This window comes from Pseudomonas graminis (assembly GCF_001705435.1).
GTDB lineage: Bacteria > Pseudomonadota > Gammaproteobacteria > Pseudomonadales > Pseudomonadaceae > Aquipseudomonas > Aquipseudomonas graminis_B.
In genome coordinates this window covers 169,920-183,747 of record NZ_MDEN01000068.1, presented here as the reverse complement: position 1 = coordinate 183,747, position 13,828 = coordinate 169,920, and the positions used below count along the sequence as shown (strand labels likewise).

Here is a 13,828-nt window from a genome sequence, read left to right as displayed (position 1 = left end):
CGCACCGCTCGTGTTTTACAGCGATGGACACTAATTGCACCTCACGATCCACAGCTGGCCGATTTTCGTCGTGAAGCTCTGACTCATCAGATCCCGCCGCATGGCCCACTCAGGGGCAGATGGCACACTTGCCGCGCGTAACGTTCCCCGCCCCCACTTGGCATTGATCTCGTCCAGCACGTTCATCACCTTCTCGGCTTCCACGGGCTGCGAATGGGCAAACAGGTCGTCGGTAAATTCGCCGGGCTTGCGCAGATCCATCAGAAGGACTTCGGCCTTGCTGTATTTGAAGCCTGCCCGGAATAGCCGGTTGACCGCCTCTGTCGCAGCCTTCGTCATCAGGCGCACGTCATTGGTGGGATACGGCAATTCGACCATGGCCCCGTTGGCGTATTTGGCCTCCTCGGGATTGAACATCCCCGTACGAATGCTGACCCGGATTCTCTTGCACAGCGAGTTCTGTGCCCGGAGCTTTTCCGCAGCGCGCTGGGTGTAGGTGGCGACGGCTTCTCTGATGGGCTCAATCGTTGTCAAACGGCTGCCAAACATTCGGCTGCAGCAGATCTCCTGCTTCGGCGGATCGGCCTCCCCCAACTCCAGGCATGGAGTGCCGGACAACTCGCGCGCAGTCTTCTCGATCACAACGCTGAATTTCTGTCGCAGCGTCCAGGGATCGGCCTTCGCCAGATCCATCGCGGTCTTGATCCCCATGACGTCAAGATGGGCCTTCATACGCTTGCCCACGCCCCACACCTCGCCGACGTCGGTGTTGCGCAACGTCCAGTCACGGTTGAACGGATCGCAGATATCGACTACCCCGCCGGTCTTCGCCAGCAAGCGTTTTGCCGTGTGATTGGCGAGCTTTGCCAGTGTTTTGGTGCGGGCTATGCCCACGCCCACCGGAATGCCGGTACGCTTGTAGATCGTCGCCCGAATCTGCCTGCCGAACGCCGTCAGGTCGCCGGGGATGCCAGACAGGTCAGCGAAGGCCTCGTCGATGCTGTACACCTCCAGCGCGGGAACCATCGATTCGATGATGCTCATGACCCGCTCGCTCATGTCGCCATACAGCGCGTAATTGCTGCTAAACGCGATCACACCGTCTCGGCGCAACTGGTCCTTGATCTGAAAGTAAGGCGCACCCATTTTCACGAAGGGCTTCGCGTCATAGCTTCGGGCAATCACGCAGCCGTCGTTATTCGACAGCACCACGATGGGCGTTTTGGCGAGGTCAGGCCGAAAGACACGCTCGCAACTGGCATAAAAGCTGTTGCAGTCGATCAGCGCAAAGACGGGCTCAGGCTTGGTCATGATCGCGAACGCTGTATTTCGCCACGGTCCAGATCACCCGCTCGGCCGGTACGTGATACGCGTTGAAAACCAGCTTTTCGCCGCAGGCCGAGAGTGGGCCGAGAATAGTGACGCTCATGATGCAAGCCTTGCCGTAAGAAACTGTATGTATATACAGTTAACGTTTTAGCCCGCCGGAGGTCAATGTTCTGCGCAGGAAATTTCGACGGGTGACCGCAGGCGCGGACGCTACTCGATCGACGAGATGATGGATCACTACCCCGAGGAGCTTGCGGCAGAGCAGTTTGTCGTTAATGGACACGAGTTTTGGCTGATCAAGCTTACGACGTTGCGCCGGCGGCTCGTGTTGAGGGTATGACGATGTGCGGCACGCCGGCGGAACAGTTCGCTGGGTTCGAAGTGTGACGGAAGTGGAAAATGTGAGGAATCAGGGGTTGCAAATGCAAGTCAAACTTACACGTATAGGGAGAACACGATGAAATCTGGGATGCTGGCTTTACTGGTCATTGCAGTCGCTACGCTGTCGGGGTGTAACCACTTTAGCCAGGGCGATTATCGGGGCATACACAGAGCCGGAACCATTCCTTGCAATGGCACACCGCCGAATCAGCCAGGATGTTATTGAAGGCATACGTGGTGCCTTCATTCACAGCAAGATGAATGCATTCAACCGGCTCATGCAACTCATGTCGACGAGCTCTTCGAGGTTTTACTGCAATATCGTTTCGACGAGCCTCGGCGCTTTCATCGGGGAGGCTATACCCAGCTCGGCAGAACAAATAGCCTGCCGCTGGGAAAGGATAAGGCAATTTCGTCCACGATGAGTACCGAGCCTGAAGTTCAGCTCATCACAGCAGACTCTCCCCCTGTTCAGGATGATTAGTACAGATTGTCGACTTTTCGCTTTTCCAGGGTGTAGGTTTTCAGATCAATCTCGTTAGCTGAAAGCTTGGCGTCAAGACGATCCATGTCCCGGCGCTTCAAGCTGGCTACATGAGCTTTTGATGCCTGATAGTTGATGGACTCAGCTGCGTCATAGCCACTGACAGGATCCCAGATAATGGACAACGGCCACAGCAACAGGTTGACAACACCGTAGCCGTAGGCGCGCCCGTAGAACGATCCACCGCCAGGCAGGAGGCCCAGCCCTGCGGCCAAGCCTGGACTTTTTTCTTGAACGTCGAGATGGTTGGCACGATAGCCAGCCAGTTCAGCTTCTTGTGTGCGATCCAAACCGGAGGCGCAGCCAGCAGTCAAAACTAACAAAGCGGCGGCTGACAAGTTGCGAAGAGCGTACATCTGAATTCCCTATATAAATAATGCTCAGCCAGAGCTGGAACTGAGCGCCGCGCATTGTACACACTTAAATCGCCCGTAGATGGCCTAATGCTACATTTCTCTTACTGCTCATCTAAGGTGCGATCCCCCCTGCCCGTCCGCGCATCGAAAAGGGGGTGTCCGTTAAGTGCCAACCCTCTGTACGGGGTACATCGCCCTCTGAACCATTGCAAGCAGTCGGGGCAACAGACTGGTCCCAGTTTCCAACTTGCTGGCGGTTCAGGTGCACTGCGCGGGTCATGAAGCAGAAGAGAAGCGGCCTGGCCCTGACTGGCCATGACGATAAAGTTCTTGTGTACCTCGCCGATAGGTACACATTCCCCCGTAAGCCATGGAGCATTGGATGTTTAATCCACGTGAGGCAGAAATAGACCATCTGTACAACCGGGTCGTCCTGCTAACTATCACATGCTGTGTTTTATTGGCATTTGCCGCGATGGCGAGACATGAAGGTTTTACCTATGCAGCCCTTCAGTGGAATGGGGCCCAAGTGACCGGCACGGTGACGCAGCTGGAGGAAATCCCGAGAAACCGACTTGCTAACATCGTCCACTACCGTTACGTGGACCAAGATAACCGACCTCACGAAGGGCAATACCTGGACACTGGATGCGGCGAGAGGGAAAACTGCGGCGTAGACGAAGACATCACCCTGATCTATTCGCGTTGGTTTCCGGAGTACAGCGCCGTCGCAGCCAACGTCCATAGCTTTCGGCCGGGTTTTTACATCATGGGCGGCGGCGTACTGATTTCGCTGCTCTTCTTCGGAATTTCCTTCTGGACGCTCGGTCGCATCAGCGCCATGAAGCGAGATCACGCACAGCACCTCCATACGAAATACTGAGCGTCAGCCTCGAATACTGAGCAATGATACCGGTGGTATGCGGGTACGCTGCGGTGGAACCGACTATTTCGAGCCGTAATTCTTGCACATGTCTTTGGCGACATACGCCCCCATTGGGGAGTGCATCAAGTTGTCAGCCATGCTGCTAACCTTGAATTTATAGGCAGGGTCAGATTTGATTTTTCTCACTTCCGCCTTGGTTGCCTCATCAATGGTGGAATCCGACGCCATGACGTTCTCAACATCGCTCTTCATGCCAGGATTCGCGTTATCGCAGACCTGCTCCATTGCAACCAGCACCACAAGGCCTTGCTGCTTTTCATCTTTCGGACTCGCGAAAGAGTTGCCGGCATAGCCCAACAGAGCCAGACAAAGCGGCAGAGCAGACATTCTGATCGACACCATTCAAAAACTCCCTATTGATAGAAACTTCAGCCCGCACGTTAGCAGCCAAAGCGACTCGCACCTTATCGCGCACCAAAACCCATCACACGTCAAGCTATTCGCCACCGTCGGAAACAATCATCGGCTACCTACTCAGGCTTGGCGTCCGGTATCCACAATGAGCACGCTGATGCAGATTGCGCTATCAACCAGTCATGATCCCGTTTTCCGAATGGCCGCGGCATCCCCGCAGATATCCGAAGCGCGATATTGTAGGAGCCCGACACCTCAGTGGGTGTAGGGGTCGCATCACCCAACTTCGAATTGGATCTAAGTCCTTTTATCGCACCTTGAAGGGCGAGCGCTTGCTTGAACGTATCGGAGGTTTCTTCGATTATCGAAACGACGACGGACGCCGCGTTTGAGCAGCGATCCATTTTTGCCCATTGTTTCATCTGTGCTTCATCAGCCCATGCAGCGGCAGAGGCCGCGAGCAACATACAACCAATCCAGTAGCGCATAGCTCGAATCCTTTCAGTAAGTAGGCCGTTTACTACCTTAATCCAGCCCGTATCGCCACCGGCCCTTCGGAAGCAAATCGTCGAGGCCTCCGGGAAGATGCTGCCTGGTGAGCCTGAAACCTGCGCATCAGAAAATCATGGCCGGGGCTGCAAAAACGCCTCGCCGAGCATCGACTGAATTGCCAGTTCCATGAGCTCAGAGATGGACGTGTCTGCAACAATGAAGTCAGGATGAGCCCCGAAAATATCCAGACATGAAAAAGCCCAACCTGAAAAGATTGGGCTAAGTCATTGGAAAATATGGTCGGGACGGAGTGATTCGAACACTCGACCCCTAGCACCCCATGCTAGTGCGCTACCGGACTGCGCTACGCCCCGACTAGGCGTTACTCACTGCTGCTTCTGTGTTGCGGGTTCTTGCGAAAGCGTCGAGGAATATACCCTAAGCTTTTGAATGATGGAAGTATTTCGGCTCACCGCGCGAAATTGCTAACGCAGCACGACCAAGACATCCTCCAGCTCGACAATCATCTGTTTGATCAGCTGCTTGTACTGCAGTGAATCATCCTTGACCTCATCGCTGGACATGCGCAAACGCGCGCCGCCAATGGTGAAGCCCTGATCGTAAAGCAACGCACGGATCTGACGGATCATCAGCACGTCCTGTCGCTGATAATACCGGCGGTTTCCGCGACGCTTGACCGGGTTGAGTTGAGGAAACTCCTGCTCCCAATAACGCAGAACGTGCGGTTTGACCGCGCAGAGCTCGCTGACTTCACCAATGGTGAAGTAGCGTTTGCCGGGGATAGGCGGTAGCTCGTCGTTATGACTTGGTTCCAGCATAAGCCTCAACTCGGGCCTTCAGTTTCTGCCCTGGGCGAAAGGTGACCACACGGCGAGCGGTAATCGGGATTTCTTCCCCTGTCTTGGGGTTCCGGCCCGGTCGCTGGCGTTTATCGCGCAGATCAAAATTGCCGAATCCGGACAATTTGACCTGCTCGTTATCTTCCAGAGCGTGCCTGATTTCCTCAAAGAACAGCTCGACCAGTTCCTTGGCTTCTCGTTTGTTCAGGCCTAGCTCTTCGTACAGACGTTCGGCCATCTCAGCTTTCGTCAGAGCCCCCATACGCTACATCCTTAACGTGGCGTTTAACCTTGCCTCTAGCGAGGTGAGAATTTGCTGCGTCGAAGCGTTTACCTCATCGTCGGTAAGAGTGCGCGATGGATGTTGCCAGGTCAAGCCGACTGCAAGGCTTTTTCTAAGCGGATCAATGCCTTTACCCTGGTAAACATCAAACAGCCTGAGGTCTGTGAGCCATTCCCCTGCATTTTCACGAATAACGTCCAGCACGGCAGTCGCCGAAACTTCACGATCGGCCAGCAGCGCCAGGTCGCGACGCACTTCCGGGAAGCGTGAAAGCTCGTGGAATTTTGGCAGGCGGCCAACGGCAACCTCAGCCAGCACCAGTTCGAAAACGAATACCGGACGATCAAGCCCCAGGGTCTTCGACAGTTCCGGGTGCAGTGCGCCGATGTAGCCGACTTCACGGCCATCGCGCTCGATACGCGCGGTCTGACCCGGGTGCAACGCGGGATGGCTTCCGGGCACGAAACGGAAATCATCCTGCGCACCGGCGAAGCCCAGTACTGCCTCGACGTCAGCCTTGACGTCGAAGAAGTCGACGACATCGCGGCCCTGCGCCCAGCCTTCCGGAAGACGGCTGCCACAGATCACACCGGCCAGCATGGGCTCTTGCTTCAGGCCGTCCAGTTGACCGACGAATCTCAGGCCGCTCTCGAATAGGCGCACGCGATCCTGCTGGCGATTGAGGTTATGTTGCAGCGACTTCACCAGACCCGGCCACAGGGACGAACGCATCGCCGACATGTCAGCCGAGATCGGATTGGCCAGCAACAGCGGCTCAACACCCGGGCTGAACAGCTCGAACCATTTCTGATCGATGAAGCTGTAGGTGATTGCTTCCTGATAACCGCGCGCCACCAGCAGACGACGCAAGGCCGGCAGATCACTCTGGGCTTCGGCACGCGGTTGCGGGGCCAGACGGGCCTGCGGGTAACGAACCGGCAAACGGTTGTAACCGTGAAGGCGGGCCAGTTCCTCGATCAGATCGACTTCGAGGGTGATATCAAAGCGATGACTTGGCACTTCGACGCGCCATTGCTCGCTGGCGTGAGGCGCGACGGTGAGACCGAGCGCGGTCAGCAAGCGCTCGATTTCCGCGGCGTCCATCTTCATGCCCAGCATCTGCTCGATACGCTCGGCACGCAGTATGATCGGCTCAACCGAAGGCAAGTGCTGATCACTGACGTTCTCGATGACCGGACCGGCTTCACCGCCCGTGATTTCCAGGAGCAGGCCAGTGGCACGCTCCATGGCTTCGCGGGCCAGTTGCCAGTCAACGCCGCGTTCATAGCGATGGGACGCGTCGGTGTGCAGACCATACGAACGCGCCTTGCCGGCAACGGCAATCTGATCGAAAAAGGCGCTTTCAAGGAAGATATCGCGGGTCGTCGCCGACACGCCGCTGTGCTCGCCACCCATGACACCGGCGATGGCCAGGGCACGCTGGTGGTCGGCAATGACCAGGGTATCAGCGCGCAGGCTGACTTCCTGACCATCCAGAAGCACGAGCTTCTCGCCCTCCTCCGCCATGCGCACGCGAATGCCGCCATTGATTTCGGCAAGGTCGAACGCATGCAGTGGCTGGCCCAGCTCAAGCATCACATAGTTGGTGATGTCGACTACTGCGTCGATGCTGCGGACATCCGAGCGACGCAGGCGCTCAACCATCCACAACGGCGTAGGCCGTGACAGGTCGACATTACGAATCACACGGCCCAGGTAACGTGGGCATGCCGCAGACGCGATCACGTCCACCGGACGCACTTCATCGTGCACGGCGGGAACCACTGCAACCTGCGGACGCGTCACGACTGCGTCATAGAGCGCACCCACTTCACGGGCAAGACCCGCGACCGACAGGCAGTCGCCACGGTTGGGCGTCAGATCGACTTCGATGCTCGCGTCGTCCAGCTCCAGATAAACGCGCACATCCTGGCCCACTGGCGCATCGGCCGGCAGCTCCATGAGGCCGTCATTGCCCTCGCCCACTTGCAACTCGGCTTGTGAGCACAACATGCCGTTGGACTCGACGCCCCGCAGCTTGGCTTTCTTGATTTTGAAGTCGCCCGGCAATGCGGCGCCGATCATGGCAAACGGGATCTTCAGACCGGGGCGCACGTTTGGCGCGCCACACACAACCTGAAAAGTCTCGGCACCATTGCTCACCTGGCAAACGCGCAGCTTGTCCGCGTCCGGGTGCTGCTCGGTGCTCAGCACCTCGCCCACCACAACACCGCTGAAAACGCCCGCTGCCGGGGTGACGCTGTCTACTTCAAGGCCGGCCATCGACAGACGAGCAACCAGCTCGTCGCGGGATACTTGCGGGCTAACCCAGCCGCGCAGCCATTGTTCACTGAATTTCATCCTGCTCTCCTAAAGAATTCGTTACGGGCGACCTAGCGAAATTGCGCGAGGAACCGCAAGTCGTTGTCGAAGAACAGGCGCAAGTCGTTGACGCCATAACGCAGCATCGCCAGACGCTCTACGCCCATGCCGAAGGCGAAGCCCTGGAATTCTTCCGGATCGATGCCCGACATGCGCAGCACGTTCGGGTGGACCATGCCGCAGCCCATGACTTCAAGCCAGCCGGTCTGTTTGCAGACGCGGCAGCCTTTGCCGCTGCACATCACGCATTCCATGTCGACCTCAGCCGAAGGCTCAGTGAACGGGAAATACGAGGGACGGAAACGCACTGCCAGCTCTTTTTCAAAGAACACGCGCAGGAATTCCTCGATGGTGCCTTTCAGGTCGGCGAAGTTGATATCGCGGTCGACCAGCAGGCCTTCGACCTGATGGAACATCGGGGAATGGGTGATATCGGAGTCACTGCGATACACACGGCCGGGGCAGACGATGCGGATCGGAGGCTTCTGCGATTCCATGGTGCGGACCTGAACCGGCGAGGTATGGGTGCGCAGCAGCATGTTCGCATTGAAATAGAAGGTGTCGTGCATCGACCGGGCCGGGTGATGGCCTGGGATGTTGAGCGCTTCGAAGTTGTGATAATCGTCTTCGACCTCAGGGCCTTCGGCAATGCCGTAGCCAATGTGGGTGAAGAACTGCTCGATTCGTTCCAGAGTGCGGGTAACCGGATGCAGACCGCCAGTGGTCTGGCCACGGCCAGGCAGGGTCACGTCAATGGATTCGGCCGCGAGCTTGGCCGCAAGATCAGCCTCCTCGAACGACGCCTTGCGCGCATTGAGAACCTCTGTGACACGCTCTTTGGCTTCGTTGATCAGCGCGCCGACTTTTGGACGCTCATCAGCAGGCAGATTCCCCAGGGTCTTCATCACCTGAGTCAATTCGCCCTTCTTGCCAAGGTACAGAACCCGGATTTGCTCCAGGGCATTGATATCTTCAGCGCTTTGCACGGCCTCAAGTGCTTGAGAGACCAGCGCGTCCAGGTTTTCCATGTACAGACTCCAGATACAAAATAGGGGAAGAGCTTACAAGGCTCTTCCCCTATTTATGACGTTTAACACCGAACCCCGAACGGGGCCCGGTGATTGCCGGGGACTTAGGCCAAAGTGGCTTTAGCTTTCTCGACAATCGCAGCAAACGCCGCTTTTTCGTTCACTGCCAGATCAGCCAGAACCTTGCGGTCGATCTCGATCGACGCTTTTTTCAGGCCAGCGATGAAACGGCTGTAGGACAGACCGTTGATACGCGCACCAGCGTTGATACGAGCGATCCACAGAGCGCGGAACTGACGTTTTTTCTGACGACGGTCACGGTAGGCGTATTGGCCAGCCTTGATTACCGCTTGCTTGGCAACACGGAATACGCGTGAACGCGCGCCGTAGTAGCCTTTAGCAAGTTTCAGAATTTTTTTGTGACGCTTACGGGCAATGACGCCACGCTTTACACGAGCCATGAGTTAATTCCTCTGTTCTTGATCAAAATTAGCAAAGGCGCAGCATGCGCTTGACTTTTGCCACGTCGGACGGATGCAGCAAGCTGCTTCCACGCAATTGACGCTTACGCTTTGTCGACATTTTGGTCAGGATGTGGCTCTTGAAAGCGTGCTTGTGCTTGATGCCATTCGCGGTTTTCAAAAACCGTTTAGCTGCACCACTTTTAGTCTTCATCTTTGGCATGTTCGGATACTCCGCATTCAGTTGATAAACATAACCGCAAGGCCTGCCGTGCCCTGGTGGTTATTTCTTCTTTTTCGGGGCGATGACCATGATCAGCTGGCGTCCTTCCATCTTAGGATGCTGTTCGACCGAGCCGTATTCGAGCAGGTCAGCTTCAACCCGCTTCAACAGCTCCATCCCCAGCTCCTGGTGGGCCATCTCACGACCGCGAAATCTCAAGGAAATCTTGGCCCTGTCCCCGTCACTCAGGAAACGTACCAGGTTGCGTAGTTTTACCTGGTAATCCCCTTCCTCCGTCCCTGGACGAAACTTGATTTCTTTAACCTGGATCTGCTTCTGATTCTTCTTGGCGGCAGCAACCTGCTTCTTCTTCTCGAAGATCGATTTGCCGTAGTCCATCAGTTTGCAAACAGGGGGTACTGCATCGGCGGAAATTTCCACCAGATCCAGCTTGGCCTCTTCAGCCTTAAGAAGCGCGTCTTCAATTGACACAATCCCAAGCTGCTCACCCTCAGCCCCAATTAAACGAACCTCACGTGCCGAGATATTCTCGTTGATCGGGGCTTTCGGTGCAGCTCGTTTATCTTGTCTCATTTCACGCTTAATAATAATTACTCCGAATCTTGGCGACCACGCCGGGAAACCGCTTGTGCAAGGAACTCCGAGAACTGGGCGACCGGCATCGAGCCAAGGTCTGCGCCTTCACGTGTACGCACAGCGACAGTTTGTGTTTCAACCTCCCGATCCCCAATCACCAGGAGATACGGAATTTTGAGCAACGTATGCTCGCGGATTTTAAAGCCGATCTTTTCATTTCTCAAGTCGGACTTGGCACGGAATCCGCTTTGCGCCAATGTTTTTTCCACCTCAAGGGCAAAATCAGCCTGTTTATCAGTGATATTCATGATCACTGCTTGAGTTGGAGCAAGCCACGCCGGGAAGGCGCCTTCGTAATGCTCGATCAGAATTCCGATGAAGCGCTCGAAGGAGCCAAGGATTGCGCGGTGCAACATGACCGGGTGCTTGCGACCGTTGTCTTCCGACACGAATTCGGCGCCCAGACGGATCGGCAGGTTGAAATCGAGCTGCAGAGTACCGCATTGCCAGACGCGACCCAAGCAATCCTTGAGAGAAAATTCAATCTTCGGACCGTAGAACGCGCCCTCGCCCGGCTGCAGATCGTACGGCAGACCAGCGCTGTCAAGCGCTGCAGCCAGTGCGGACTCGGCGCGATCCCACAATTCATCGGAGCCGACACGCTTCTCCGGACGGGTCGAGAGCTTCATTTCGATGTCTTTGAAACCGAAATCGGCGTAAACGGCCATGGTCAGCTTGATGAACGAGGCGGATTCAGCCTGCATCTGCTCTTCGGTGCAGAAGATGTGCGCGTCGTCCTGAGTGAACGCCCGCACGCGCATGATGCCGTGCAGCGCACCCGAGGGCTCGTTGCGGTGGCAAGCGCCGAATTCGGCCAGACGCAGCGGCAACTCGCGGTAGCTTTTCAGGCCCTGATTGAATACCTGTACGTGGCACGGGCAGTTCATCGGCTTGATGGCGTAGTCGCGGTTTTCCGACTCGGTGGTGAACATGTTCTCGGCGTAGTTGGCCCAGTGGCCGGACTTCTCCCACAGCGAGCGGTCGACAACCTGAGGCGTCTTGATCTCGAGGTAGCCGTTCTCGCGCTGGGTCTTGCGCATGTACTGCTCGAGAACCTGGTAGAGCGTCCAGCCGTTCGGGTGCCAGAAGACCATGCCCGGCGCTTCTTCCTGGGTATGGAACAGGCCCAGACGCTTGCCGATCTTGCGATGATCGCGTTTTTCGGCTTCTTCGATGCGCTGAATGTAAGCAGCCAGCTGCTTCTTGTCGGCCCACGCCGTGCCATAAACGCGCTGCAACTGCTCGTTCTTGGCATCGCCGCGCCAGTAGGCGCCGGACAATTTGGTCAACTTGAATGACTTCAGAAAACGCGTGTTCGGCACGTGCGGGCCGCGGCACATGTCGACGTATTCTTCGTGGTAATACAGGCCCATCGCCTGCTCGTTCGGCATGTCTTCGACCAGACGCAGCTTGTAGTCTTCGCCGCGGGACGTGAACACCTCGATCACTTCCGCGCGCGGCGTGACCTTCTTGATGACGTCGTAGTCCTTCTCGATGAGCTGCTGCATGCGCTGCTCGATCGCCGCCATGTCGTCCGGGGTAAAAGGACGCTCGTAGGCAATGTCGTAATAGAAGCCATCATCGATGACCGGGCCGATGACCATCCTGGCAGTCGGATAGAGCTGCTTGACGGCATGGCCCACGAGGTGCGCGCAGGAGTGACGAATGATCTCCAGGCCTTCCTGATCTTTGGGGGTGATGATTTGCAGGCTCGCATCGGTATCGATGATGTCGCTGGCATCCACCAGTTGACCATTGACCTTGCCGGCCACGGTGGCTTTGGCCAGGCCTGCGCCAATGGAGGCTGCGACCTCGGCAACGGATACCGGGTGATCGAAAGAACGTTGACTGCCGTCGGGAAGAGTAATAGTTGGCATGGCGCCTCCTCTCCTAGTGGTGACCCCTACCAAAGGTCACGTGGGTGGGATAGAGCCAGTACGCGATTCGGTGGTATGCCTGCCTCACAGTGGCAGGAGCCCGAAGGCCAACCTGAAGACCGAACCAGAGTGACTGGAACTTACGAAATCGACAGACTTGCAGCAGGGCAACGGGGCCCCGCGAGACGCGAGCTAATCTGCAGGCGCGCATGCTATCACAGGGTGACGGCAGGGTCAGCTAAACGGTAGAGGGCGGCTTATGCCTGACGGCAACCGCATCGGGCGTTGCCAGGTCCACGGAACTGGTGCGCATTGAAAGCCTCAGATTATCGGTAGTACACGTTCAAGGCCTGATATCTCAACGGCCCAACGACAAAACCGACATAAAGGAATCCACCATGAAGCTTCTACGCGTTGCCGCCCTCCTCGCCCCGCTGGCCCTGACCCTGCCCCTCAGCGCTCATGCCGCGATGGACGCGAAGACCAAGACCAGCTACATGAATGAATGCACCACCGCAGCCACCCAGAGCAATCCGTCGATGGACGCCAGTGCAGTCAAAGCGCACTGCGAGTGCGGCGCTCAGCAGATCAACCAGAACTTCTCGGACAAAGAGATCGCGTCGCTGAATGACAAAACGACGCCTCCCAGTACCGATATGACCTCTCGCCTGCAGGCTGCAGTGAGTAAAAACTGCCTGAGCGGCAAAAAATAAAAAATTTACATTTCCTTGATGCCCCCGACCGGGGCGTAAAGGAACGCCCATGGGGCGATGACCTGAAGGCCGCGAATTCAGCGGGTTCCAGGGCCAATGGAAGGGTTGACGGCCACACGTGCCAATGGGGCTGAAAAGGCCCGAAGTGCCCATTTGGGGCGTTATATCGAAGATGTTGACGCAAAGTTCTAATTGAAAAAGTCCAGCATTCACACAATTCGACTATGATAGCGCTCGTGTGCCCAGTTGGCCTGAGCAACACAGCACTACTGAAAATTATGTTCCTGGAGATACACCATGTCTAATCGCCAATCCGGCACCGTAAAATGGTTCAACGATGAAAAAGGCTTCGGCTTCATCACCCCACAGGGTGGCGGCGACGACCTTTTTGTACATTTCAAAGCCATTGAATCCGACGGTTTCAAAAGCTTGAAAGAAGGCCAGACTGTTTCCTTCGTGGCTGAGAAAGGCCAAAAGGGCATGCAAGCTGCTCAGGTTCGCGCGGAGTAATCCCAGCGATCTGAAAAAACCCCGTCACTGACGGGGTTTTTTTATGCCTGCGATTTCATCTTGCGGTGACGTTACCCGCAATTGACGCGGTTGACCTTCCCGGAATCATCGGTGTTCAGGTTCAGACGGTCCGAGCGGTATTCCAGTGTCACGATGTCGTTGGGCCCGAGCACTCTGGCTGTCTGCGCGCCAGCCTTGGCCTTCGCCTGATCCAGCAATGCCGCTGAAGCTGGCTTGCCGACGGCGAACTGCACCGCTGCCGCATCACAACGGGCATAGCCACCAGCGGAACTGACCGGGGAACTGGCAGCGCTGTCCTCAGGCTGGCTCGAAGACTCCGACGTGCTGCTGCAACCGGCCAGCAGCGCTGCAGCGAGCACCAGACCTGATGATGCGTATTTCCAGGGCATACAACCTCCTAACATTTATTCA

Annotated in this window: 17 protein-coding genes and 1 tRNA gene; 3 read left to right on the top strand and 15 right to left on the bottom strand. The window is 56.6% G+C overall.

The annotated features are described in order from the left end of the window. Window positions 1-30: 30 nt before the first annotated feature. From umuC to BBI10_RS20955, 3 genes are all read right to left on the bottom strand, one after another. Window positions 31-1,311 carry a translesion error-prone DNA polymerase V subunit UmuC gene (gene umuC / locus BBI10_RS20960; RefSeq protein ID WP_065991539.1) on the bottom strand — a complete coding sequence of 427 codons (1,281 nt, stop codon included), beginning with the start codon at window positions 1,309-1,311 and terminating at the stop codon, window positions 31-33. Next, window positions 1,298-1,429: a hypothetical protein gene (locus BBI10_RS28265; RefSeq protein WP_279615267.1), complete on the bottom strand. Its 132-nt coding sequence runs from the start codon at window positions 1,427-1,429 to the stop codon at window positions 1,298-1,300. Before BBI10_RS28265 ends, umuC begins: the two co-directional genes overlap by 14 nt. A gap of 761 nt (window positions 1,430-2,190) precedes the next feature. After that, window positions 2,191-2,610, bottom strand: coding sequence for a hypothetical protein (locus BBI10_RS20955; protein ID WP_065991538.1), 420 nt, complete (start codon window positions 2,608-2,610; stop codon window positions 2,191-2,193). A gap of 382 nt (window positions 2,611-2,992) precedes the next feature. Between BBI10_RS20955 and BBI10_RS20950 the strand changes: the two genes are divergently transcribed. Then, a complete protein-coding gene (locus BBI10_RS20950) occupies window positions 2,993-3,493 on the top strand; it encodes a hypothetical protein (protein WP_065991537.1) in 501 nt (166 codons plus the stop codon). Between the two features lie 63 nt (window positions 3,494-3,556). Here BBI10_RS20950 and BBI10_RS20945 read toward each other — a convergent pair whose 3' ends face one another. The 11 genes from BBI10_RS20945 to thrS all read right to left on the bottom strand — a co-directional run bounded on the left by BBI10_RS20945 (window position 3,557) and on the right by thrS (window position 12,173). Further along, complete coding sequence (locus BBI10_RS20945) at window positions 3,557-3,883, bottom strand: hypothetical protein (protein ID WP_141695230.1); 327 nt, start codon at window positions 3,881-3,883, stop codon at window positions 3,557-3,559. Window positions 3,884-4,026: 143 nt separating this feature from the next. Beyond that, complete coding sequence (locus BBI10_RS20940; protein ID WP_065991535.1) at window positions 4,027-4,398, bottom strand: hypothetical protein; 372 nt, start codon at window positions 4,396-4,398, stop codon at window positions 4,027-4,029. Window positions 4,399-4,699: 301 nt separating this feature from the next. Continuing rightward, window positions 4,700-4,776, bottom strand: a tRNA-Pro gene (locus BBI10_RS20935). A 111-nt stretch (window positions 4,777-4,887) separates the two neighbouring features. Continuing rightward, window positions 4,888-5,241 (bottom strand): MerR family transcriptional regulator, encoded by a 354-nt coding sequence (locus BBI10_RS20930; RefSeq protein WP_065991534.1) that lies wholly within the window; start codon window positions 5,239-5,241, stop codon window positions 4,888-4,890. Beyond that, window positions 5,222-5,524, bottom strand: a complete 303-nt coding sequence (ihfA, locus tag BBI10_RS20925; RefSeq protein ID WP_002553164.1) for an integration host factor subunit alpha — start codon at window positions 5,522-5,524, stop codon at window positions 5,222-5,224. The genes BBI10_RS20930 and ihfA overlap by 20 nt, the downstream gene beginning before the upstream one ends. Before the next feature lie 3 nt (window positions 5,525-5,527). Then, window positions 5,528-7,906: a phenylalanine--tRNA ligase subunit beta gene (gene pheT, locus BBI10_RS20920; RefSeq protein WP_065991533.1), complete on the bottom strand. Its 2,379-nt coding sequence runs from the start codon at window positions 7,904-7,906 to the stop codon at window positions 5,528-5,530. Window positions 7,907-7,938: 32 nt separating this feature from the next. Beyond that, window positions 7,939-8,955: a phenylalanine--tRNA ligase subunit alpha gene (gene pheS / locus BBI10_RS20915; RefSeq protein ID WP_065991532.1), complete on the bottom strand. Its 1,017-nt coding sequence runs from the start codon at window positions 8,953-8,955 to the stop codon at window positions 7,939-7,941. 104 nt (window positions 8,956-9,059) lie between these two features. Further along, a complete protein-coding gene (gene rplT, locus BBI10_RS20910; protein ID WP_007905879.1) occupies window positions 9,060-9,416 on the bottom strand; it encodes a 50S ribosomal protein L20 in 357 nt (118 codons plus the stop codon). A 28-nt stretch (window positions 9,417-9,444) separates the two neighbouring features. Continuing rightward, window positions 9,445-9,639, bottom strand: coding sequence for a 50S ribosomal protein L35 (gene rpmI / locus BBI10_RS20905; protein WP_003442181.1), 195 nt, complete (start codon window positions 9,637-9,639; stop codon window positions 9,445-9,447). A 60-nt stretch (window positions 9,640-9,699) separates the two neighbouring features. After that, complete coding sequence (gene infC / locus BBI10_RS20900) at window positions 9,700-10,251, bottom strand: translation initiation factor IF-3 (RefSeq protein WP_172613086.1); 552 nt, start codon at window positions 10,249-10,251, stop codon at window positions 9,700-9,702. Next, window positions 10,251-12,173, bottom strand: coding sequence for a threonine--tRNA ligase (gene thrS / locus BBI10_RS20895; RefSeq protein ID WP_065991531.1), 1,923 nt, complete (start codon window positions 12,171-12,173; stop codon window positions 10,251-10,253). Before thrS ends, infC begins: the two co-directional genes overlap by 1 nt. A gap of 398 nt (window positions 12,174-12,571) precedes the next feature. Between thrS and BBI10_RS20890 the strand changes: the two genes are divergently transcribed. Both BBI10_RS20890 and BBI10_RS20885 read left to right on the top strand, forming a co-directional pair. Continuing rightward, window positions 12,572-12,886, top strand: a complete 315-nt coding sequence (locus tag BBI10_RS20890) for a hypothetical protein (RefSeq protein WP_065991530.1) — start codon at window positions 12,572-12,574, stop codon at window positions 12,884-12,886. Window positions 12,887-13,183: 297 nt separating this feature from the next. Further along, a complete protein-coding gene (locus BBI10_RS20885; protein ID WP_065991529.1) occupies window positions 13,184-13,396 on the top strand; it encodes a cold-shock protein in 213 nt (70 codons plus the stop codon). A gap of 71 nt (window positions 13,397-13,467) precedes the next feature. On the opposite strand, the gene BBI10_RS20880 is transcribed toward BBI10_RS20885, so the two are convergent. Continuing rightward, window positions 13,468-13,806 carry an I78 family peptidase inhibitor gene (locus BBI10_RS20880; protein WP_065991528.1) on the bottom strand — a complete coding sequence of 113 codons (339 nt, stop codon included), beginning with the start codon at window positions 13,804-13,806 and terminating at the stop codon, window positions 13,468-13,470. Between the last annotated feature and the right edge of the window lie 22 nt (window positions 13,807-13,828).